The following is a 20,182-nucleotide window of genomic DNA, read 5'->3' as shown; positions in this document are numbered from 1 at the left end:
ACCCACCCCCGGCCCCTCCCTTTCAGGGAGGGGAGTTATCCCGGTTGCACCGTGGCGGAACTTGTGGTCACGTTCGACCTTCGTTTCAGCAGGGCTTTGAAGAGTGAACATGGCGACGCGCGCGACCAGCTTGTTCGACGCCGGCGTCATCGCCGATCGCTGGATCACCGAGTATTGCGGCGCGCACCCACGCGGCGGCGACGTGCTGTGCAGCGCCAAGGGCGCCGCCGCCGAAGCATGGCGCACCGCGCTCGAGGAAATGGCCGGGGTGACCGGCGATTCGCTCGAATATGCGCGCGAGCGCGCGCAGCGCCAGGCCGACGATATCGGCACCGGCTTCCGCATCGCGGGCGAGAGCGAGGAGCGCGCCTGGCCGCTGTCGCCGATCCCGCTGATGATCGAAGCCGACGAATGGCGCGCGATCGAGGCCGGGGTGATCCAGCGCGCCGAATTGTTCGAGACGATCGTCGGCGACATCTATGGCCCCGGCCGGCTGGTATCGGGCGGGCTGCTGCCCGCGAGCGTGGTGACGGGCAGCCCGTGGTTCCTGCGGCCGATGATGGCGCTCGAGCCGCCGGGCGGACATCACCTGCATTTCGTCGCGGTCGACCTGTGCCGCGGGCCGACCGGCGAGTGGCGGGTGCTCGGCGACCAGCTGCGCGCGCCAGTGGGGGCGGGCTATGCGCTCGAGAACCGGCTGGCGATCAGCCGCACTTTGGGCGGGCTGCAGTCGCGGCTGCATGTCGAGCGTCACGCACCCTTCTTCGCGCAATTGCGCGAGGGGCTGGCCGAAGCATGCCACCGCGTCGAGCCGCGGATCGGGCTGCTCACCCCCGGGCGGCTCAACCAGAGCTATGCCGAGCAGGCGCATCTGGCGCGCTATCTGGGGTTCCTGCTGGTCGAGGGTGCCGACCTGGCGGTGATCGAGGACAAATTATACGTCCGCACGATCGCCGGGCTGAAGCGGATCGATGGCATCTGGCGGCGCACCGATCCGCGATTGCTCGACCCGCTGGCGTTCGATTCGACCTCGGCGATCGGGGTGCCGGGGCTTATCGATGCGATGGCGGCGGGCAATGTCGTGATCGCCAATGCGCCGGGCGCCGGCGTGCTCGAAGCCCCCGCGCTCGCGGCGTTCCTGCCCGCGCTCTGCACCCGGCTGACCGGCGACGCGCTCAAATTGCCCAATATCGCGACCTGGTGGTGCGGCCAGCCGCGCGAGGCCGCCCAAGTCGCCGACGAACTCGACAGCATGATCATCGCATCGGCATTCGGGGTGCCGACGCGGGTACTGCCCGATTGCAACGCGGTGGTGGGTGCCGACCTGAATGCCGCCGAGCGCGCGGCGCTGCTCGCCGACATGGCGCTTCGCCCGCAGGATTATGTCGGGCAGGAAGTCGTCCACCTGTCGACGATGCCGGTGGTGATCGACGATGCGCTGGCGGCGCGGCCCTTCGCGCTCAGGGTGTTCGCGGCGCGCAACGGCGAAGGCGGCTGGACGGTGCTGCCCGGCGGCTTCGCGCGGCTGGGGCGGCAAGGCGATGTCCGCGCGACCGCGATGGGCGAGGGGCTGTGGTCGGCCGACGTGGTGGTGCACGGCCCCGAGCCGGTCGCGCCTTCGTCGCTGCTGCCCGCGGTCGATTCGCAGCATCTTCGGCGCAATCCGGGGACGCTGCCCAGCCGGGTGGCGGACAATCTGTTCTGGCTGGGGCGCTATCTCGAGCGCGGCGAGGCGCTGCTCGGCGTCATCCGCGTGCTGCTGGGCAATTCGATCAGCGCCGATACCGGCGCGGCGCTCGCCGGGCCGACGGTCGAGCGGCTGGTGCGGCTGATCGTCGAGACTGGCGCCGCGCCGGCACCGCCGAGCCTCAAGCGGCAGGACCTGACCGCCTTCGCGCGCGCGGCGATGGAGGGGGTCGAGGAGGGCTGGTATTCGGTGCGCGCGACCAACCGCCAGGCGCGCGGGCTCGGCCGTGTGTCGCGCGACCGGCTGTCGGCCGACATGATCCGGCTGCTCGACGCGCCGCATCCGGTGCGCGGCGGCATCCTCGATCGCGCGGGCTCGCTGCAGCGGCGCTATGCCGCGCTCGCCGGGCTGTCGGCCGAGCATATGGGGCGCACCGATGCGTGGCGGTTCCACGATCTGGGGAGGCGGATCGAGCGCGCGGCCAAGGTGGTGCGCAACCTGGTGGCGTTCGGGATCGATGCCTCGACCGCCGATGACCTGTCGACGCTGCTCGACCTGGCCGACAGCCAGATCAGCTATCGCCAGCGCTATCTGACGGGGATCGCGCGGGTGCCGGCGATCGACCTGGTGGCGCTCGATCCGGGCAATCCGCGCGGGCTGGCGTTCCAGGTCGCGGCGATCGGCGAGCATCTGGCGGCGCTGCCGGTGCTGAGCGACGACGGGCTTGGCGAGCCGCAGCAGATGGCGGCGACGCGGCTGCGCGCAATGGTGTCGACGCAAGCCGCGGCGACGCTCGATGCCGCGACATTGGGGGCGGTCGAGGCGGAGCTGTATATCCTGGCCGAGGCGGTGGCGCGGCGCTATTTCCTGCAAGGGTCGGAACCGTTGCGCGGGGCGGGGCTTACGCTCGCGTGAGTTTTTCGGTTCCTTGCGGTGGCGATGTGCCTGTCGGGGCGTTGGCTCCCGTTTTCCGCGGGTCGCGTCCGTGGATGGTTCGCGGCGGCCCTTCGACAAGCTCAGGGCGAACGGGGGGTGAGGGGTGTCGACCCCAATCTCCGTTCGTGCTGAGCTTGTCGAAGCATCGGCCCGCATTTTCCGCTGGGCGCGTCCGTGGATGGTTCGGGCCGACCCTTCGACAAGCTCAGGGCGAACGGGGGGTTGGGGCGCGCGCACCTCACGCGAACGGGGATAGGGCGGTTCGTTTGTCGATGCGCGGAACCCCCGTCCGATGATGCGCTACGCCATCCGCCACGTGACGCGCTTCGATTATGACGAGCCCGTCGCCTTCGCGCGCTGCAACCTGCGGCTGGAGCCGATCGAATGGCCGGGACAGCGCGTCGAGCGCTATGCGCTGACGATCCTGCCCGGCGGGCGGACCAAGCCCGCGCGCGCGCAGGCGGGGCTCGCCAATGTCGTGCGGTTGGTGATCGAGAGCGCGGTCGAGGTGCTGACGATCGAGAGCGTCGCCGATGTCGTGGTCGAGCGGCTGATCCCGATGCCCGACCCGAGCGACCCGACGCTGCGCGAGATCGGCGAAATGGCGCGCGCGAGCCGCGATCTGTCGGCGCTGTCGCCCGCGGCGTATCTGTTTCCGAGCCCACGCATCCCGATCGACGACGGCATCGCCGATTGGTGCGCGCAGGAGCTCGATCCCGAGCGGGGCGGGCTCGAAGCGGCGATCGCGCTGGCGCAGCGGATCCAGCGCGAATTCGCCTTCGATCCGGCGGCGACGCTGGTCGATACACTGCCCGCCGAGGCCTTCGCCAACCGCCACGGGGTGTGCCAGGATTTCGCGCAGATCATGATCTGCGGCCTGCGCGCCGCGGGGCTGCCCGCCGCCTATGCCTCGGGCTATCTGCGCACGCTGCCGCCGCCGGGCGAGGAACGGCTGGTCGGCGCCGACGCGACGCATGCCTGGGTATTGCTGTGGTGCGGTCCGACGCGCGGCTGGATCGGGGTCGATCCGACCAACGGCATTTGGATGGCCGAGGACCATGTGATCGTCGCGATCGGCCGCGACTATGGCGACATCGCGCCGATCGACGGCGTGGTGCTCGGATCGGGGGCGCAGGCGATGGATGTGTCGGTCGATGTGGCGCCGGTGGGGTAACTTCTCCCCTCCCTCCTAGGGAGGGGTTGGGGGTGGGTAGCGTCCTGGGGATATGGTTGCTGTTGCGCGTGCGGCTTCCGTATCGCGAGCACTCGACCCACCCCCGGCCCCTCCCTTTCAGGGAGGGGAGAAGGGGAGGAAGATTGCGAAATCGTGGCCCTTCGCCCATCTAGAGCGGCGACCAACCAACGGGGAACTACGTGGCCGATCCTTATGCAGCTTTGGGCGTATCGCGCGGGGCGAGCGCCGACGAGATCAAGAAAGCGTATCGCACGCTCGCCAAGCAGCTGCACCCCGACCGCAACAAGGACAATCCCGCCGCCACCGAACGCTTCGGCAAGGTGACGCAGGCCTATGACCTGCTGACCGACAAGGACAAGCGCGCGCGCTTCGATCGCGGCGAGATCGATGGCGACGGCAATCCGACCTCGCCGTTCGGCGCGGGGCCGTTCGGGCAAGGGGGGCCGGGCGGGCCGGGCGGCTTCCGCCCCGACTATGGCGGTGGCAGCGACGGCGATATCGGCGACATTTTCGAGGGCCTGTTCGGCGGGCGCGCGGGCGGCGGCGGCTTTGCCGGCGGGTTCGGGCGCCGCCAGCCACCGGCCAAGGGCGCGAATGCGGCCTATCGGCTGGCGGTGCCCTTCATCGATGCAGCGACGCTCGCGCCGCAGCGGATCACGCTGGGCGACGGCAAGACGATCGACCTGAAACTGCCCGCGGGGGTCGAGAACGGCACCCAGATGCGGCTGGCGGGCAAGGGCCAGCCGGGGCCGGGGGGCGCGGGCGATGCGATCGTGACGATCGAGGTCCAGCCGCACCGCTTCTTCACCCGCGACGGCGACGATATCCGGCTCGACCTGCCGGTGAGCCTGGCCGAGGCGGTGCTCGGCGGCCCGGTGCGCGTGCCCACCCCCGATGGCGCGGTGATGCTGACGGTGCCCAAGGGGTCGAGCTCGGGCAAGACGCTGCGGATCAAGGGGCGCGGGTTTCACAAGAAGACCGGCGGGCGCGGCGACGAGCTGGTGACGCTGATGATCGAGCTGCCCGCCGACGATGCCGCGCTGGCGGCGTTCGTCGAGGGGTGGGCGGGCCGCGACCGGGGCGATCCGCGCGCGCGGTTCGGGGTTTGAAATTACTTGGACAGGCCCTCACCCTTCCGGCGCTGCGCGCCTCCCTCCCTCTCCCGCAGGCGGGAGAGGGAAGAGCGCCGAAGGCGCGATAGGGTGAGGGCCTGTATCCGTGACTGAAGCCTCGCCCCCCGAATATACCCCCGAGGCGCGCGCCAGGAGCGGGATGCGGCGGCGGTTGGCGTCGCTGGGGATCGGCGACCGGTTCATCGAGGTCGCCAGGCGGGTGGCGCTGGGAACCTATGACGACGGCTTCATGCACGCCGGCAACCTCGCCTATCTGTCGCTGCTGACACTGTTCCCCTTCTTTATCGTCGCGGCATCGATCGCGCAGATCTTTGGGCGGACCGGCGATGGGTTGCAGGCGCTGAACGCGTTCCTGCAGACGGTGCCGCCCGAGGTCGCGGTGCTGCTGCAACAGCCGATCACCGATGTGCTGGCGGCGCGCGCCGGATCGCTGGTGTGGTTCGGTGTGGTCGTCGGGCTGTGGACCACCGCGAGCTTCGTCGAGACGGTGCGGCTGATCCTGCGCCGCGCCTATGGCGTGACGATGTCGCGGCCGTTCTGGGAATATCGGCTGGGGTCGGTCGGGCTGATCCTTGCCTCGGTGATCCTGGTGATGGTGGCGTTCAGCTTCCAGGTGATCCTGACCGGCGCCGAGACCTTCATCACGCGGCTGTTGCCCTTCGCATCGGATGCCGCGCGGATCGTGTCGCTCAGCCGGATCGCGCCCGCGGTGGCGCTGTTCGGCGCGCTGTACATGCTGTTCTACACGCTCACCCCGTCGCGCTGGCGCTGGTCGAAATGTCCCAAATGGCCGGGGCCGTTGGTGGTGACGATCTGGTGGAACGCCACCACCGCGTTGCTGCCGCCGACCTTGGGGATGCTCGGCGGCTACGACCGCACTTATGGCAGCCTGGCGGGGGTGATGATCGCGCTCATCTTCTTCTTCATTATCGGGCTGGGGGTGGTGATCGGCGCCGAGTTGAACGCCGCACTGGCGGAAGTGCCCGAAAACGGGCTAGAGGACGCGCCCAATGACGAGAAGGCGGGTGCGGCGTGACGGGATTGATGCAGGGTAAGCGCGGGCTCATCATGGGGCTGGCCAACGAACGCTCGCTGGCGTGGGGGATCGCGCAGCAGCTCGCGGGCGCGGGCGCCGAGCTGGCGTTCAGCTATCAGGGCGAGGCGCTGGCCAAGCGCGTGCGACCGCTTGCCGCACAATTGGGCTCCGATTTCCTGTTCGATTGCGACGTGTCGGACATGGCGGCGCTCGACCGCGCGTTCGAAACGCTCAAGGAACGCTGGGAGACGATCGACTTCGTCGTCCACGCGATCGGCTTTTCGGACAAGAACGAGCTGCGCGGTGCCTATTACGACACCAGCCTCGACAATTTCCTGATGACGATGAACATCAGCGTCTATTCGTTCACCGCGATCGCGCAGCGCGCGCAGGCGATGATGCCCAATGGCGGATCGCTGGTGACATTGACCTATTACGGCTCGGAAAAGGTCGTGCCGCATTATAATGTCATGGGGGTGGCCAAGGCCGCGCTCGACATGTCGGTGAAGTACCTCGCGATGGACCTGGGGCCGCGCAACATCCGCGTGAACGCGATCTCGGCGGGGCCGATCCGCACGCTGGCGGCGAGCGGTATCGGCGATTTCCGCTATATCCTCAAATGGAACGAGCTGAACGCGCCGCTTCGCCGCAACGTGACGATCGAGGATGTCGGCGGCGCGGGGCTGTATCTGTGCAGCGACCTGGCAAGCGGGGTGACCGGTGAGATCCACCATGTCGATGCCGGCTACAACGTGATCGGGATGAAGGCCGAGGACGCACCGGATATCGCGCTGGCTTGAGGGATGGTGGTCGTGCATCGTGCGCACGGGCTGCGCTTCGTTATCTACGTCGATGATCATGAACCGGCGCATGTTCATGTTCGGGGCGACGGTGAAGCCAAGGTGCTGCTTGCCGGCGAGGACGGTTCCCCGCAGATCCTGCGCGTGAACGAGATGACGCGCGCCGACCAACGGCGTATGATGCGCGAAATCGCCAAGCAGCAAGCGATGCTGCTTGAGCGCTGGAAGGAAATCCATGGCTGACCCAACCGACGCTGAGTTCGCCGCCGCCGAAGAGCGCGGCCGAATCGCGATGGTGACCGAACCACGCGCGAAGACGGCACGCTACGACGCCGCGACCGACCGCGTCATTGTCGAACTCTTCAACGGCTGCACGTTCATGTTTCCGCCGCGGTTGGTGCAAGGGCTTGAGGATGCCAGCGAGGCCGAGATCGCCAAGGTCGAGACCACGCCAGTCGGCTTCGGGCTGCACTGGGAAGCGTCCGACGTCGACATCACCGTGGCCGGGTTGATGGCGGGTCGCTTCGGGACTGCGCGCTATATGGTCGAACGGTTCGGCCCTGGCTGGAACGCCGTGGCCGCCGAATGAGCTACAATAGTTTCGGCCGGGTATTCCGGTTCACCACCTGGGGCGAATCGCATGGCCCCGCGATCGGCGCGGTCGTTGATGGCTGCCCGCCGGGGATCGCGCTCAGCGAAGCCGATCTCCAGCCCTTCCTCGACAAGCGCCGGCCAGGCACGTCGCGCTTCACGACGCAGCGGCAGGAGCCCGATGCGGTGCGTATCCTGTCGGGGGTGTTCGAGGGGCGCAGCACCGGCACGCCGATCAGCCTGATGATCGAGAATGTCGACCAACGATCGAAGGATTATTCGGAGGTCGCCAAGGCGTATCGCCCCGGCCATGCCGATTATGCCTATGACGCCAAATACGGCTTTCGCGACCATCGTGGCGGCGGGCGGTCTTCCGCGCGCGAGACTGCGATGCGGGTGGCGGCGGGCGCGGTCGCGCGGCTGGTGATCCCAGAGGTGACGATCACCGCCTGGGTCGAGGCGATCGGCGGCGACGCGATCGATCCGGCGCGGTTCGACGCCGGCGAGATCGACCGTAACCCGTTCTTCTGCCCCGATGCCGAGGCGGCCAGGCGCTGGGAGCGGTTGGTCGACGAGGCGCGCAAGGCGGGATCGTCGCTGGGCGCGGTGATCGCGTGCGAGGCGACGGGCGTTCCCGCGGGCTGGGGCGCGCCGCTCTATGCCAAGCTCGACAGCGAATTGGCGAGCGGCATCATGTCGATCAACGCGGTGAAGGGGGTCGAGATCGGCGACGGCTTTGCCGCGGCGGCGCTGCGCGGCGAGGACAATGCCGATGCGATGCGGCCCGGTGCTGGCGCGCCGACCTTCCTGGCGAACCATGCCGGCGGGATTGCGGGCGGGATATCGACCGGACAGCCGATCCGCGTGCGCGCGGCGTTCAAGCCGACGAGTTCGATCCTCACCCCGGTCGAGACGATCGACCGCGAGGGCAATGCCGCCGAGATCGCAACGCGTGGTCGCCACGACCCGTGCGTCGGTATTCGCGGGGTGCCGGTAGTCGAGGCGATGGTCGCGTTAGTGCTCGCCGACCAGAAACTGCTGAATCGGGCTCAATGCGGCTGAAGCGAGGCTCGGGTCGCCGCAGAAGCGAGCTGTATCGAAGATGAACCGTTTTTCGGGGTGCGACCAAAGCTGCGCGCGACTGTTCTGCTCTCACTAGTTTCAATCACGGAGAGCAACAATGCGCACCAAGATCCTTGCAGGCATGCTGATTCTTTGCGGTTCGACCGCAGCCATCGCCCAGACTGCACCGACGCAGACGGCTCCTAAACAGACGATGCCCGCGCCGGGAACCCCGAGCACGCCGGTCGATGAAGCAATGGAAGGCCAGACCACGCCGACCGATCCGACGGTCCCCGATTCGATGACCGAGACCGCGCCGACCGACCCGACCGCCGATCCCGCGGGCACGCCCGAGACCGATGCCGAGGTGCCGGGCGAATCGTCGACGACGACCCCGCCGCAGGGCTAAGGTCGAACGACAAGAAAAAGGCCCGGTATTCGCCGGGCCTTTTTTTGTGCGTGTCGTCCGAGCGACCTCAGTCCGAGAAGGGATCGCGGACCAGGATCGTGTCCTCGCGCTCGGGGCTGGTCGATACCAATGCCACCGGGCAGCGGATCAGCTCCTCGATCCGGCGGATATACTTGATCGCCTGCGCCGGGAGTTCGGCCCAGCTTCGCGCGCCAGCGGTGGTTTCGGACCAGCCCTCCATCGTCTCATAGATCGGCACCACGCGCGCCTGATCGGCGGCATGCGCGGGGAAATGGTCGAGCGTGGCATCGCCCAGCCGATAGCCGGTGCAGATGTTGATCGTCTCGAACCCGTCGAGCACGTCGAGCTTGGTGAGCGCGATGCCGGTGATCCCCGATACCGCCGCCGATTGGCGTACCAGCACCGCGTCGAACCAGCCGCAGCGGCGCTTGCGCCCGGTGACGGTGCCGAATTCATGCCCGCGCACGCCGAGGCGCTCGCCGGTCTCGTCCTCGAGCTCGGTAGGGAAGGGGCCCGATCCGACGCGCGTGGTATAGGCCTTGGCGATGCCGAGCACGAAGCCGACCGCCGCCGGCCCCAGCCCCGAGCCGCCCGCCGCGGTGCCCGCGATCGTGTTCGACGAGGTGACGAACGGATAGGTGCCGTGATCGATGTCGAGCAGCACGCCCTGCGCGCCCTCGAACAGGATGCGGCGACCGCGCGAGCGCGCCTCGTTCAGCGAGCGCCAGACCGGCTGGGCATATTGCAGCACGAAATCGGCGATCTCGCGCAATTGCTCGATCAGTGCGGCGCGGTCGATCGGCGGTTCGCCAAAGCCGGCGCGCAGCGCGTCGTGATGCGCGGCGACGCGATCGAGCTGGGCATCGAGATCGTCGAGATGCGCCAGGTCGCAGACGCGAAGCGCGCGGCGACCGACCTTGTCTTCATAGGCGGGGCCGATGCCGCGCCGGGTGGTGCCGATCTTGCCCGCGCCTGAGGCATCCTCGCGCAGCCCGTCGAGGTCGCGGTGGAAGGGCAGGATCAGCGCGCAGGTGTCGGCGATCATCAGCGTGTCGGGCGAGACGGTGACCCCCTGGCCGCGCAGCCGCTCGACCTCGTCGCGGAGCGCCCAGGGGTCGAGCACGACGCCGTTGCCGATGACGCTGGGGGTACCGCGCACGATGCCCGACGGCAGCAGCGACAGCTTATAGACCTTGTCGCCGACGACCAAGGTGTGGCCGGCATTATGCCCGCCCTGGAAGCGCACGACGACGTCGGCGCGCTCGGCCAGCCAGTCGACGATCTTGCCCTTGCCCTCGTCGCCCCATTGCGCGCCGATTACTGCCACGTTCGCCAAAGCGCTTCGTCCTTCGTAGATGGTCGGGAATGCGGGCAAGCCCTATCGCGCGGCGGCGGCGGCGTCCACCGCCTGCGCGAAAGCCGCGAAGTCAGGCGTCGAGCACCTGGCGGACGCCGAGCGCGAGCTGCGACAGGTCGAACGGCTTGGGCAGCATCGGCGCGTCCAGCCCGTCGTCGCCCGCGGCGTCGCCGGTATAGCCGCTGGTGTAGAGCACGCGCAGCCCGGGCAGCCGGTCGCGCGCCAGCCGCGCGAGTTCGGGGCCGGTCATGCCGGGCATCACCACATCGGTGAACAGCAACGCGGGGCGGCGGCCGGCGTCGAGCATCGCGATCGCCTCGGCACCGCTACTCGCATGGGTGACGTCATAGCCGAGTTCGCGCAGCGCCTCGACCGAATGCGCACGCACGCGGTCTTCGTCCTCGACCACCAGCACCACCTCGGCGCCGCGCACCAGCGTCTTCGCGCGCGGCGGCAGGTCGGTCGCGGGGACCGCGCTGGCCGCGGGAAGATAGACGCAGACGGTGGTGCCGCTGCCCTGCTGGCTGTCGATCCGGACATGCCCCGCCGACTGGCGGACGAAGCCGAACACCTGGCTGAGCCCCAGCCCGGTACCCTTGCCCACCCCCTTGGTGGTGAAGAAGGGTTCGAACGCGCGCGCGGCGGTTTCGGGGGCCATCCCCTCGCCGGTGTCGGCGACCGCGATGGTGATATAGTCGCCGGGGCTGATGCCATAGCCAGCGGCGATGTCGGCCCCGATCTGCGCGCGGTCGGTTTCGATCGTCAGCGTGCCGCCGCGCGGCATCGCGTCGCGCGCGTTGACCGCCAAGTTGAGGATGACATTTTCGAGCTGGCTGGGATCGGCGATCGCGCTGCCGCTGAGCTCGCCCAGCTTGGTTTCGACGCGGATATCGTCGCCGATCGTGCGGATCAGCAGCTCGATCATCCCGCGCACCATCTGGTTGACGTCGATCGGCCGCGCCGCGAGCGGGCTTTGGCGCGCAAAGGCGAGCAATCGCTGGGTCAGCCCCGCGGCGCGCGTCGCACCGTCGCGCGCTGCCATCACATAGCGCGAAACGTCGGTCGATCCCTGCGCCAGCCGGCGTTCGAGCAGGTCGAGCGCGCCGATCACCACCGCGAGCATGTTGTTGAAGTCGTGCGCGATGCCGCCGGTGAGCTGGCCGACCGCCTCCATCTTCTGCGCCTGGCGCAACTGGTCCTCGGCGCTCATCAGCTGGCGGGTGCGCTCGTTCACCGCGCGCTCGAGCTCCTCGCGCGATCGCGACAGGATCTCGCGCGCATCGACGATGTCCTGGATGTCGGTGCAGGTGCCGAACCAGCGGGTGATCGCGCCGCCATCGTCGCGCACTGCGCTGGCGCGTGCGAGCACCCAGCGCCAGCCGTTCGAGGCGGCGTGGCGCATGCGATATTCGAGGTGATAGGGCTCGCCGGTTTCGAGCGCGTGGCGCCAGCGTTCGACCGCCTCGCCGCGCTCGTCGGGATGGACGACCTGCGACCAGGCGTCGCCGACCATCGCGCCATCGCTCGTGCCGGTGAAATCGTGCCAGCGCTGGTTGAGATAATCGATCCGCCCATTGGGGAGCGACGACCAGACCATATGGTCGATCGAATTGGCGATCGCGCGGAACTTGCCTTCGCTTTCCTTGAGCGCGGCGACCGCGCCGACGCGCTCGACCGCGTCCCAGGTGATTTCGGCGACGGCTTCGATGAAGGCGACTTCCTCGGCGGGCCATTCGCGCGGGCTGGCGCAATTGCCGTACATGCTCGCCACCCAGCGGCCGTGGCGCAGCAGCGGCACGCCGATCGCCGCCACCGTGGTCCGTGCGATCGCCGACCCGTTAAAGCTGGGATCGCGCGTCGTGTCGCTGACGATCAGCGTGCGCCCCGATTCATATTGTGCGCGCTGGACTGCGCCGAGCTCGTCTGCAGTGAGCGGGCCGCGCAGTTCGGGCATCGTGCCGTTGGTCCAGCCGGGACCCAGGTCGATATCGCCATTCTCGCCGACGCGGTAAAAGCCCGCGCGATCGAGCCCCAGCCGCTCGCCGAGCGCACTTGCGGTGAAGCGCATGATCGCCTCGGGAGTGTCGAGCGCGCGCTGGCGCTCGGCGAGCGCATAGAGAAACGCCTGCGCCTCGGTTGCGGCGCGCAATTCCTCGGCGGTCGAGCGCGCGGCTTCCTCGGCGGCCTTGCGGTTGGTGATGTCGAAGGTGATGCCGGGGAAGCGCGCCATGTCGCCGCCGTCGCTGCGCAGCGCGCGCCCTTGTGCTGCGACCCAGCGGATGCTGCCATCGGGCTGGACGAGGCGATATTCCTCGGAGAATGCCGCCCCGGTCAGCAGCGTCGAATCGACCGCGGTGCGGACGCGCTCGGCATCGTCGGGGTGGATCGCCGAGAAGAAATCGACCAGCGGGGCGCCGATCTGCGCGGTTTGCTCCTCGACGCCGTACAACCGCGCGAAGCCCGCATCGGCGGTCACCCGATCGTTGACGACGTCCCAGTCCCAGGTGCCGACGCCCTGCGAGACGTTGAGCGCCAATTGCAGCCGCGCCTGGCTTTCGCGCAGCGCGGCTTCGGCTTGGGCGCGATCGGTGATGTCGGTCGCCTGGATGAAGATATCGGTGACGGTGCCCGCGGCGTTGCGGATCGGCTGATAGACGAAATCGACGACGCGTTCCTCGAGCGCGCCATCGCCCGACCGCGCCAGCCGCACCGCCTCGCCCCAGGCGCGATAGGTCTTGCCGGTGGAAAAGACATTGTCGAGCAACGCGACGAAGCCCTGGTCGACCACCTCGGGCATCGCTTCGGCGACGCGCTTGCCCAGCAGGTCGCGGCGCCCGACGAGGCCGAGAAAGGCGTCGTTGGCCAGCTCGAAGCGGTGTTCGGGGCCGTGCAGCAGCGCGACCGCGCCGGGCGACTGGTGGAAGAGTTCGTGCAGCCGGCGCAATTCGGCGCGGCGCTCGCGCTCGGCGAGCACGAACCGCGTCGTCTCGTTGCCCTGGTTGAGCAGCCCCGCGACCTTGCCATATTCGTCGCGGACCGGGGTGCCGCTATAGTTCCAATAGGTTTCGCGGGGAACGCCATCGCGCTCCATCATCAGCAGCTGATCGTAGCTCGCGAACCCCACGCCTTCGTCGCGCGCGCGATCGAAATCGGGGCCGACGACGTCCCAGATATCGGCCCAGACCTCGGCGCCGGGGCGGCCGAGTGCCCAGGGGTGGCGATCGGCGGGGATCGCCGACCACGCGTCGTTGTAGAGCAAATGATAGTCGCGGCCCCAATAGATCGCCATCGGGAAGCTCGACGACAGCACCAGATCGAGGATGAATCGCAGCGCCTGCGGCCAGGTTTCGGGCGCACCCAGCGGGTGCCGCGACCAATCCTGTGCGCGGATTCGGCCGGCCATCTCGCCGGGGTGATCGAGGAAGCCAAGGCCGCGCTGCATCGCTCGTCGATGGGGAGCGAAAGGGGGACTGTCAACTGCCGCGAAGCGCTCGACTTCGCGGCGCCAGCGGCTATGCAGGTACGCGAAAACAGTGCTAAAAAATAGTGGAGAGCGCGATGAAGCTGGCAAGCCTGAAGCATGGTCGCGACGGACGGTTGGTGGTGGTGTCCGACGATCTGGCGTGGTGCGCCGACGCCGGGCATATCGCGCCGACGCTGCAGGCCGCGCTCGACGACTGGGATGCGGTCGAGGCGGCGCTGCGCAACCTGGCGACCGACCTCAACCACGAGGCGATCCCGATGATGCGCTTCCACGAGCGCCAGGCCGCGGCACCGCTGCCGCGCGCGTATCAATGGGCCGATGGATCGGCCTATGTGAACCATGTCGCGCTGGTGCGGCAGGCGCGCGGTGCCGAGATGCCCGAGACGTTCTGGCACGATCCGCTGATGTACCAGGGCGGGTCCGACGGGTTCCTGGGGCCGCGCGACGACATCCCGCTCGCCGACGAGGCCTGGGGCTGCGACCTCGAGGCCGAAGTGGTGGTGGTGACCGGCGACGTACCCGCAGGCGCGAGCCGCGATCAGGCGCTGGCGGCGGTGCGGCTGGTCGGGCTGACCAACGACGTCAGCTTGCGCAACCTGATCCCCGGCGAACTCGCCAAGGGGTTCGGCTTCTTCCAGTCGAAGCCCGCCAGCGCCTTTTCGCCGGTGTTCGTGACCCCCGATTCGCTCGGCGATGCCTGGGCCGACGGCAAGTTGCACCGCGCGCTCAACGTCGACCTCAACGGCCAGCCCTTCGGCCGCGCGCAGGCGGGCGAGGACATGACCTTCGATTTCGGCACGCTGATCGCGCACGCCGCCAAGACGCGCGCGCTGGGCGCGGGAACGATCATCGGATCGGGCACGGTCTCGAACCGCGACGCGAATGGCGGCCCGGGCAAGCCGGTGGCGGCGGGCGGCGTCGGCTATTCGTGCATCGCCGAGGTGCGGATGATCGAGACGATCGAAGGCGGCAAGCCGGTAACGCCGTTCCTGAAAGCCGGCGACACGGTGCGCATCTGGGCCGAAGACGAACGCCACCACGCGATCTTCGGGACGATCGAGCAGATCGTGGTCGCGGGGTGAGGGTGGGGGAGCCCCGTTAAGGCCGCACGCTGGGATCCATCGGACTAAGATCGGCTATGTCACGACTTCACGGCGTCTTGGGCCGATGCCAACATGATGATCGTTGCGAATCCTGTGCAGGGAGACGGACCCTTGTCATGGCTGGCACATAGAACGCCTGGCAGATCGCTTCGATAATGGCCGAAGGGGTACAAGCACTCACCGAACGCGAGAAGGAGACGCTTCGGCTTCTGCTTGGCGGCCACGACGCCAAATCGATTGCGCGTAGTCTGGACCTGTCGGTTCATACGGTGAACGAGCGGCTGCGCGATGCGCGGCGAAAACTGGCGGTTTCCAGCAGCCGCGAGGCAGCGCGGCTGCTGGATGAAGTCGAGCGCGACGATCCCAATTTGCTTGTGGACAAAGAATTGGGGGTCGCCCTGACGCCGGTCGATGGGGAAGATCGTCAGCATTCGGATGAACGCCGAACCGGGGGGCGTTCCCTGTTCTGGCTCAGTGGAGGAATGCTCATCATGTCGCTTCTCATTGCCGCAGCCGTGCTTTCGTTCGCATTTTTCGGAAACGGCGGCACGGAATCGCCGCAGGCCCCGAATGGCGATCGTGTCGAGACGGCGCCGAATGCCGTCCAATCGCCTGCCACGGTCGCTGCGGGTGCTTGGGTCTTGCTGCTCGACGACCAGCGTTGGGACGAAAGCTGGAATGCAGCAGGGGCATTGTTCAAATCCCAAATGCCGAAAGCGCGGTGGGCTTCAACCATTCAGCCTGTGCGACAGCCGTTCGGACCCATGTCTTCGCGGACGCTGCAAAGCGCGACCAAGGCGTCGTCGCTCCCCGGCGCACCTGCGGGCGAGTATGAAATTGTCGTGTTCAAAACGGATTTTGCGCAAAAGCCCGGCGCAATCGAAACCGTCGTGCTGGCCCGGGAAGGTGACGATTGGAAGGTGAACGGGTATTTTATGCGATAGGCAAGCAGCCGCTCCCTGCAACGGTTGCGCCTCGACGCAGTGTATGCGTTCCATCGCGGGTGATCGGTCACGGGCGCCGCCGGTCGTGCCTGAACGATAGGTGGCGATACCTTGGCGAACGCCTCCGCCGGCGCCTAGACAAGCTGCGTGCCCAACCCTTCACCACCCCCGGGAGTCCCCCATGCGCTCTGCCCTTGCCTGTCTTGCCCTTGTTGCCTGCGCGATCCCTGCTTCGGCGCAGGAGGCTGCGGTCGATCCGCAGGCGTTGTTCTATGAACTGCGCATCTATTACCCCGCGCCGGGCAAGCTTGCGGCGCTGAATGCGCGGTTCCGCGAGCATACGCTGGGGCTGTTCGCCAAGCACGGGATGCGCAACGTCGCCTATTGGAACGAGCAGCCGACACAGGCCGCGGCCGAGGGGCGGATCGTGTATGTGCTGGCTTATCCCAGCCGCGCGGCGCGCGAGGCGAGCTGGAAGGCGTTCGGCGCCGATCCCGAGTGGCGCGCGGTGGCGGCGGCGTCGGAGGCGAACGGCAAGCTGGTCGCCAAGGTCGACAGCGTCTTCATGACGATGGCCGATTATTCGCCGCCGCTGACGCTGCCGCGCTAACCGTCAGGGCGGCGGCGGAGGCTGGTCTGCCGTCCGCCGCCGCGGCTGCTAGGCAGCCATCCGCGTGCAATTCCGCCCGCCTGCCTTGGCGGCGTAGAGCATCGTGTCGGCGCGCTCGAGCCATTGCGCGAAGGATGTCATGTCGGGGCCGAGCGCCGCGACCCCCATGCTGGCGGTGACGTCGATCACGACATCGCCATCGAGCATGACCGGGTTTTGCGCGATCATGCCGCGCAGGCGGTCGGCGACGACCACCGCGTCGCTGGCCGCGGTTTCGGGCAGCAGGATCGCGAATTCCTCGCCCCCCAGCCGGCCGAACACGTCGCTGGGGCGAAGCGCGCCGCCAGCGATCCTGGCGACCTGGTTCAGCACCCGGTCGCCCGCGGGATGGCCATGGGTGTCGTTGACCGATTTGAAGTGATCGAGATCGAGCATCACCAGGCTGCTCGGGCGACCATAGCGGCGGGCGCGCGCGATCTCGCGCTCGGCCTGCGCGACGAAGCCGCGGCGGGTGAGCGCGCCGGTGAGGTGATCGACCTGCGCGATCAGCCGCAGCTCGAGCTCGTCGCACACGATGTTGGCGAAGTTCGACAGGATCGCGAGGTCGGCTGGGCTGAAATGGCGCGGCCGCGTATCCATCGCGCACAGCGCGCCGATGTTATAGCCCTCGGGCGTGCGCAGCGGGATGCCGGCATAGCTTTTGATATAAGGCGGGCCGGCGACCAGCGCGGTGCCGGCGAAACGCGGATCGAGATCGGCATTCTCGACGACGAACGGCGTGCGTTGCTGGATGGTGTGGGTGCAGAACGATATCGACCGCGGCGTCTGGTCGGCATCGACCCCGCGCTTGGCCTTGAACCACTGGCGGTCGCGATCGACCAAGGTCACGGTCGCGATCGGTACCGCGAGCACGGTACGCACCAGCGTGACGATCTTTTCGAACGGTTCCTCGACCGCGGTGTCGAGCACGCTCAGCCGGTGGAGCGCGGCGATCCGCGCCTCGTCGTCGTGCAACAGCATGTCGGTCGTCATGCCGCATCCCCCTTCATCATCTCGCGGATCGCGGCGGTAAGCTCGTCGGCATAGCTGTCGACCAGCGTACGCACGCTGCTCTCGATCGTGTCGTGTTCGACTCCGGCGGCGCGCATGCTGGCGATGAGTGCCGCCAGATGCGCCTGGTGGCGATGGACGCTTTCGAGCAGCTCGCTGGGTATTTCGAGCGGCTCGGCGGCGGTGGGGGTGGGGTCGAGTTGATCGATACGCATGGCCCGTCCTGGCTTATACTGGATCAAGTTTGACTAGGCGCCAAAGGTTAACCGAGTGGAAAAGCCGGGCTAGCGTTCGCTTCGTGGCGTTTCGTCCTGGCGCAGCGTCAGGACCTCGACCCCGGTGCGCGTGACCGCGACGGTATGCTCGAACTGCGCCGAAAGCCGACCGTCGGCGGTGACGACGGTCCAGCCGTCCTCGGCGGTCTCGGTCCGGCGCGTGCCCTGGTTGACCATCGGTTCGATCGTGAAGACCATCCCTTCGCGCAGCCGCATCCCGCTGCCGCGGCGGCCGAAGGCGAGCACCTGCGGCTCCTCGTGCATCTCGCGGCCGATGCCGTGGCCGCAATATTCGCGGACGATCGCATAGCCATGCTGCTTGGCGTGGCGCTCGATCGCAAAGCCGATATCGCCCAGATGCGCGCCGGGGCGGACCTGCGCGATCCCCTGCCACATCGCCGCCTGCGCCGCGCGCACCAGCCGCCACGCGGGCGCGGAGGCGTTGCCGACGATATAGGTCTTGCTCGAATCGGCGATGAAGCCGTTTTTTTCGAGCGTGATGTCGAAATTGACGATGTCGCCATCGGCGATGATCGCGGCGGCGTCGGGAACGCCGTGGCAGACGACCTGGTTGATCGAGCAGTTGAGGACATAGGCGAAGCCATATTGTCCCTTGCTCGCGGGGCGTGCGGCCAGGTCGTGCGTGATGTAGCGTTCGACCAGATCGTTGACCGCGAGCGTCGACATGCCGGCAAGGTCGAGCGTGTCGAGCATCTCGAACACCGACGCGAGCAGCCGGCCCGAGATCCGCATCAACGCAAGCTCGTCGGCGGTCTTGATCAAGTCAGGCAGCTTGTACCTCGTTCAGATGCGGCTGCGCGCGTTCGAGCTGGCGCTGGACGATGGCGTTGAACGACAGCGTCGGATTGGCCTCGGCGAGCATGCCGATCTTCATCCAGAATTCGGCCTGTGCGTTGATCGATCGGCACATGACATTGCTGGCGCGGCGCGCTTCCTCGTGCAGCTGGTCGTCGATCTTCACGATACCCATCGGCGATGGTCTCCAATTGGCGGCAATATGATTCGTATATGAAGCGTATCGCGCGTGGTCAATCGCCCGCCCTGGCCGATAGACGGGCTGGTAATATCATTTGAAACTTTATAACAAGGCGCCGAACCGGCTCTGGAGCGTTGTCCAAGCGACGTCCGAGGCGAATCTGGAGAGTGTCTTGACCGGCGAACCCCGCGCCAACCTGCCCCCGCTGTCGCTCCACGTGCCCGAGCCCAAATTCCGCCCGGGCGACCAGGCCGAATACAGCGACGTGATCGTGCCGCCTGCGGGCAGCGGCCGCCGCCCCGACCCCGCCGAGCCGGCGGCGCAGTTTCACGAGCTGGCCTATGGGCTGGTCCGCGTGCTCGACGATGAGGGCAATGCGGTGGGGCCATGGGCACCGCGGCTGACCCCCGACACGCTTCGGCGGATGCTGCGCTACATGGCGCTGGTGCGCGCGTTCGATGAGCGGATGTTCCGCGCGCAGCGGCAGGGCAAGACCAGCTTCTACATGAAATGCACCGGCGAAGAGGCGGTCGCGGTCGCCGCGACGATGGCGTTGCAGCGCGACGACATGACCTTTCCCAGCTATCGCCAGCAGGGCATCCTGATCGCGCGCGATTGGTCGCTGGTGGACATGATGAACCAGATTTATTCGAACAAGGGCGACCGGCTGCAGGGCAAGCAATTGCCGATCATGTATTCGACGCGCGAGGGGGCATTCTTCTCGATCTCGGGCAATCTGGCGACGCAATATCCGCAGGCGGTGGGCTGGGCGATGGCGAGCGCCGCCAAGGGCGACACGCGGATCGCCGCCACCTGGTGCGGCGAGGGATCGACCGCCGAGGGCGATTTCCATTCGGCCTGCACCTTCGCCAGCGTCTATCGCGCGCCGGTGATCCTGAACGTCGTCAACAACCAATGGGCGATTTCGAGCTTTTCGGGGTTTGCCGGTGCCGAATCGACGACTTTCGCCGCGCGCGCGCTGGGCTATGGCATTGCCGGCCTGCGCATCGACGGCAACGACGCGCTGGCGGTGTACGCCGCGACCGAATGGGCAGCCGAGCGCGCGCGGACCAACCAGGGTCCGACGCTGATCGAGCATTTCACCTATCGTGCCGAAGGGCATTCGACCTCGGACGATCCGTCGCAATATCGATCGGCCAATGAAGCCAGCGATTGGCCGCTGGGCGATCCGATCGCGCGGCTGAAGGGGCATTTGGTTCGGTTGGGAGAATGGGACGAAGAACGCCACGCGGCGCAGGATCTCGAGCTCGCCGAGCTGGTGAAGCGTTGCCAGAAAGAGGCCGAGGCCAACGGCATATTGGGGCACGGGTTGCACCAGCCGCTCGACACGCTGTTCGAAGGGGTGTTCGAGGAAATGCCCTGGCATCTGAAGGAACAGCGCGCGCAGATGCTCGCCGAGGAAGAAGCGAGCGGGCGGCCATGGGCGAGAAAGTGAAAATTCCAGTCGTCACCCCAGCGAAGGCTGGGGTCT

19 protein-coding genes are annotated in these 20,182 nt (G+C 67.8%); 13 read left to right on the top strand and 6 right to left on the bottom strand.

Annotated elements, in window-relative coordinates; all coding sequences use genetic code 11:
- The first annotated feature begins 109 nt into the window (after nt 1-109).
- From OKW76_RS09955 to OKW76_RS09915, 9 genes are all read left to right on the top strand, one after another.
- Nucleotides 110-2,602 carry a circularly permuted type 2 ATP-grasp protein gene (locus OKW76_RS09955; RefSeq protein WP_265548751.1) on the top strand — a complete coding sequence of 831 codons (2,493 nt, stop codon included), beginning with the start codon at nt 110-112 and terminating at the stop codon, nt 2,600-2,602.
- Nucleotides 2,603-2,918: 316 nt separating this feature from the next.
- Nucleotides 2,919-3,797, top strand: a complete 879-nt coding sequence (locus OKW76_RS09950; RefSeq protein ID WP_265552888.1) for a transglutaminase family protein — start codon at nt 2,919-2,921, stop codon at nt 3,795-3,797.
- A gap of 200 nt (nt 3,798-3,997) precedes the next feature.
- Nucleotides 3,998-4,927 (top strand): DnaJ C-terminal domain-containing protein, encoded by a 930-nt coding sequence (locus OKW76_RS09945; RefSeq protein ID WP_265548750.1) that lies wholly within the window; start codon nt 3,998-4,000, stop codon nt 4,925-4,927.
- Between the two features lie 163 nt (nt 4,928-5,090).
- A complete protein-coding gene (locus OKW76_RS09940; RefSeq protein ID WP_265552887.1) occupies nt 5,091-5,987 on the top strand; it encodes a YihY/virulence factor BrkB family protein in 897 nt (298 codons plus the stop codon).
- Nucleotides 5,984-6,787, top strand: coding sequence for an enoyl-ACP reductase FabI (gene fabI / locus OKW76_RS09935; RefSeq protein WP_322740079.1), 804 nt, complete (start codon nt 5,984-5,986; stop codon nt 6,785-6,787). Before OKW76_RS09940 ends, fabI begins: the two co-directional genes overlap by 4 nt.
- A 3-nt stretch (nt 6,788-6,790) precedes the next feature.
- Complete coding sequence (locus tag OKW76_RS09930; protein ID WP_265548749.1) at nt 6,791-7,030, top strand: DUF4160 domain-containing protein; 240 nt, start codon at nt 6,791-6,793, stop codon at nt 7,028-7,030.
- A complete protein-coding gene (locus tag OKW76_RS09925) occupies nt 7,023-7,376 on the top strand; it encodes a DUF2442 domain-containing protein (protein WP_265548748.1) in 354 nt (117 codons plus the stop codon). The genes OKW76_RS09930 and OKW76_RS09925 overlap by 8 nt, the downstream gene beginning before the upstream one ends.
- The gene (gene aroC, locus OKW76_RS09920) at nt 7,373-8,440 is read left to right on the top strand and encodes a chorismate synthase (protein WP_265548747.1); all 1,068 of its coding nucleotides are present in this window, start codon (nt 7,373-7,375) and stop codon (nt 8,438-8,440) included. The genes OKW76_RS09925 and aroC overlap by 4 nt, the downstream gene beginning before the upstream one ends.
- A 118-nt stretch (nt 8,441-8,558) precedes the next feature.
- Nucleotides 8,559-8,849, top strand: coding sequence for a hypothetical protein (locus OKW76_RS09915; protein ID WP_265548746.1), 291 nt, complete (start codon nt 8,559-8,561; stop codon nt 8,847-8,849).
- Nucleotides 8,850-8,916: 67 nt separating this feature from the next.
- Here OKW76_RS09915 and OKW76_RS09910 read toward each other — a convergent pair whose 3' ends face one another.
- Together OKW76_RS09910 and OKW76_RS09905 are read right to left on the bottom strand one after the other, a co-directional pair.
- On the bottom strand, nt 8,917-10,206 hold the full coding sequence (locus tag OKW76_RS09910) for an adenylosuccinate synthase (RefSeq protein WP_265548745.1): 1,290 nt from the start codon (nt 10,204-10,206) through the stop codon (nt 8,917-8,919).
- 91 nt (nt 10,207-10,297) lie between these two features.
- Complete coding sequence (locus OKW76_RS09905) at nt 10,298-13,669, bottom strand: PAS domain-containing protein (RefSeq protein WP_265548744.1); 3,372 nt, start codon at nt 13,667-13,669, stop codon at nt 10,298-10,300.
- A 116-nt stretch (nt 13,670-13,785) separates the two neighbouring features.
- Between OKW76_RS09905 and OKW76_RS09900 the strand changes: the two genes are divergently transcribed.
- The 3 genes from OKW76_RS09900 (at nt 13,786) to OKW76_RS09890 (ending at nt 16,368) form a co-directional block, all read left to right on the top strand.
- A complete protein-coding gene (locus tag OKW76_RS09900) occupies nt 13,786-14,793 on the top strand; it encodes a fumarylacetoacetate hydrolase family protein (protein ID WP_265548743.1) in 1,008 nt (335 codons plus the stop codon).
- A 176-nt stretch (nt 14,794-14,969) separates the two neighbouring features.
- Nucleotides 14,970-15,758, top strand: a complete 789-nt coding sequence (locus OKW76_RS09895; protein WP_265548742.1) for a helix-turn-helix domain-containing protein — start codon at nt 14,970-14,972, stop codon at nt 15,756-15,758.
- 181 nt (nt 15,759-15,939) lie between these two features.
- A complete protein-coding gene (locus OKW76_RS09890; protein ID WP_265548741.1) occupies nt 15,940-16,368 on the top strand; it encodes an NIPSNAP family protein in 429 nt (142 codons plus the stop codon).
- A 48-nt stretch (nt 16,369-16,416) separates the two neighbouring features.
- Here OKW76_RS09890 and OKW76_RS09885 read toward each other — a convergent pair whose 3' ends face one another.
- The 4 genes from OKW76_RS09885 to OKW76_RS09870 form a co-directional block, all read right to left on the bottom strand.
- Nucleotides 16,417-17,400 (bottom strand): sensor domain-containing diguanylate cyclase, encoded by a 984-nt coding sequence (locus OKW76_RS09885; RefSeq protein WP_265548740.1) that lies wholly within the window; start codon nt 17,398-17,400, stop codon nt 16,417-16,419.
- Nucleotides 17,397-17,633, bottom strand: coding sequence for a hypothetical protein (locus tag OKW76_RS09880; protein ID WP_265548739.1), 237 nt, complete (start codon nt 17,631-17,633; stop codon nt 17,397-17,399). Before OKW76_RS09880 ends, OKW76_RS09885 begins: the two co-directional genes overlap by 4 nt.
- Nucleotides 17,634-17,702: 69 nt before the next feature.
- Nucleotides 17,703-18,476: a type I methionyl aminopeptidase gene (map, locus tag OKW76_RS09875; protein WP_265548738.1), complete on the bottom strand. Its 774-nt coding sequence runs from the start codon at nt 18,474-18,476 to the stop codon at nt 17,703-17,705.
- A gap of 1 nt (nt 18,477) precedes the next feature.
- Nucleotides 18,478-18,684 (bottom strand): ParD-like family protein, encoded by a 207-nt coding sequence (locus OKW76_RS09870; protein ID WP_265548737.1) that lies wholly within the window; start codon nt 18,682-18,684, stop codon nt 18,478-18,480.
- A gap of 178 nt (nt 18,685-18,862) precedes the next feature.
- On the opposite strand from OKW76_RS09870, the gene OKW76_RS09865 reads away from it, so the two are divergent.
- A complete protein-coding gene (locus OKW76_RS09865; RefSeq protein WP_265548736.1) occupies nt 18,863-20,146 on the top strand; it encodes a thiamine pyrophosphate-dependent enzyme in 1,284 nt (427 codons plus the stop codon).
- Nucleotides 20,147-20,182 lie beyond the last annotated feature (36 nt).

It is taken from the genome of Sphingomonas sp. S1-29, from assembly GCF_026167545.1.
Classification (GTDB): Bacteria; Pseudomonadota; Alphaproteobacteria; order Sphingomonadales; family Sphingomonadaceae; genus Sphingomonas.
Note: the sequence above shows the minus strand (reverse complement) of the source record. Positions and strands in the feature narration are given on the sequence as shown.

Excerpts from the sequence above, each read along its gene's own strand:
- OKW76_RS09955 (WP_265548751.1), top strand. The coding sequence starts at position 110 with ATGGCGACGCGCGCGACCAGCTTGTTCGACGCCGGCGTCATCGCCGAT.
- OKW76_RS09950 (WP_265552888.1), top strand. The coding sequence starts at position 2,919 with ATGCGCTACGCCATCCGCCACGTGACGCGCTTCGATTATGACGAGCCC.
- OKW76_RS09940 (WP_265552887.1), top strand. The coding sequence starts at position 5,091 with ATGCGGCGGCGGTTGGCGTCGCTGGGGATCGGCGACCGGTTCATCGAG.
- OKW76_RS09930 (WP_265548749.1), top strand. The coding sequence starts at position 6,791 with ATGGTGGTCGTGCATCGTGCGCACGGGCTGCGCTTCGTTATCTACGTC.
- OKW76_RS09925 (WP_265548748.1), top strand. The coding sequence starts at position 7,023 with ATGGCTGACCCAACCGACGCTGAGTTCGCCGCCGCCGAAGAGCGCGGC.
- aroC (WP_265548747.1), top strand. The coding sequence starts at position 7,373 with ATGAGCTACAATAGTTTCGGCCGGGTATTCCGGTTCACCACCTGGGGC.
- OKW76_RS09915 (WP_265548746.1), top strand. The coding sequence starts at position 8,559 with ATGCGCACCAAGATCCTTGCAGGCATGCTGATTCTTTGCGGTTCGACC.
- OKW76_RS09905 (WP_265548744.1), bottom strand. The coding sequence starts at position 13,669 with ATGCAGCGCGGCCTTGGCTTCCTCGATCACCCCGGCGAGATGGCCGGC.
- OKW76_RS09900 (WP_265548743.1), top strand. The coding sequence starts at position 13,786 with ATGAAGCTGGCAAGCCTGAAGCATGGTCGCGACGGACGGTTGGTGGTG.
- OKW76_RS09895 (WP_265548742.1), top strand. The coding sequence starts at position 14,970 with ATGGCCGAAGGGGTACAAGCACTCACCGAACGCGAGAAGGAGACGCTT.
- OKW76_RS09890 (WP_265548741.1), top strand. The coding sequence starts at position 15,940 with ATGCGCTCTGCCCTTGCCTGTCTTGCCCTTGTTGCCTGCGCGATCCCT.
- OKW76_RS09885 (WP_265548740.1), bottom strand. The coding sequence starts at position 17,400 with ATGACGACCGACATGCTGTTGCACGACGACGAGGCGCGGATCGCCGCG.
- OKW76_RS09880 (WP_265548739.1), bottom strand. The coding sequence starts at position 17,633 with ATGCGTATCGATCAACTCGACCCCACCCCCACCGCCGCCGAGCCGCTC.
- OKW76_RS09870 (WP_265548737.1), bottom strand. The coding sequence starts at position 18,684 with ATGGGTATCGTGAAGATCGACGACCAGCTGCACGAGGAAGCGCGCCGC.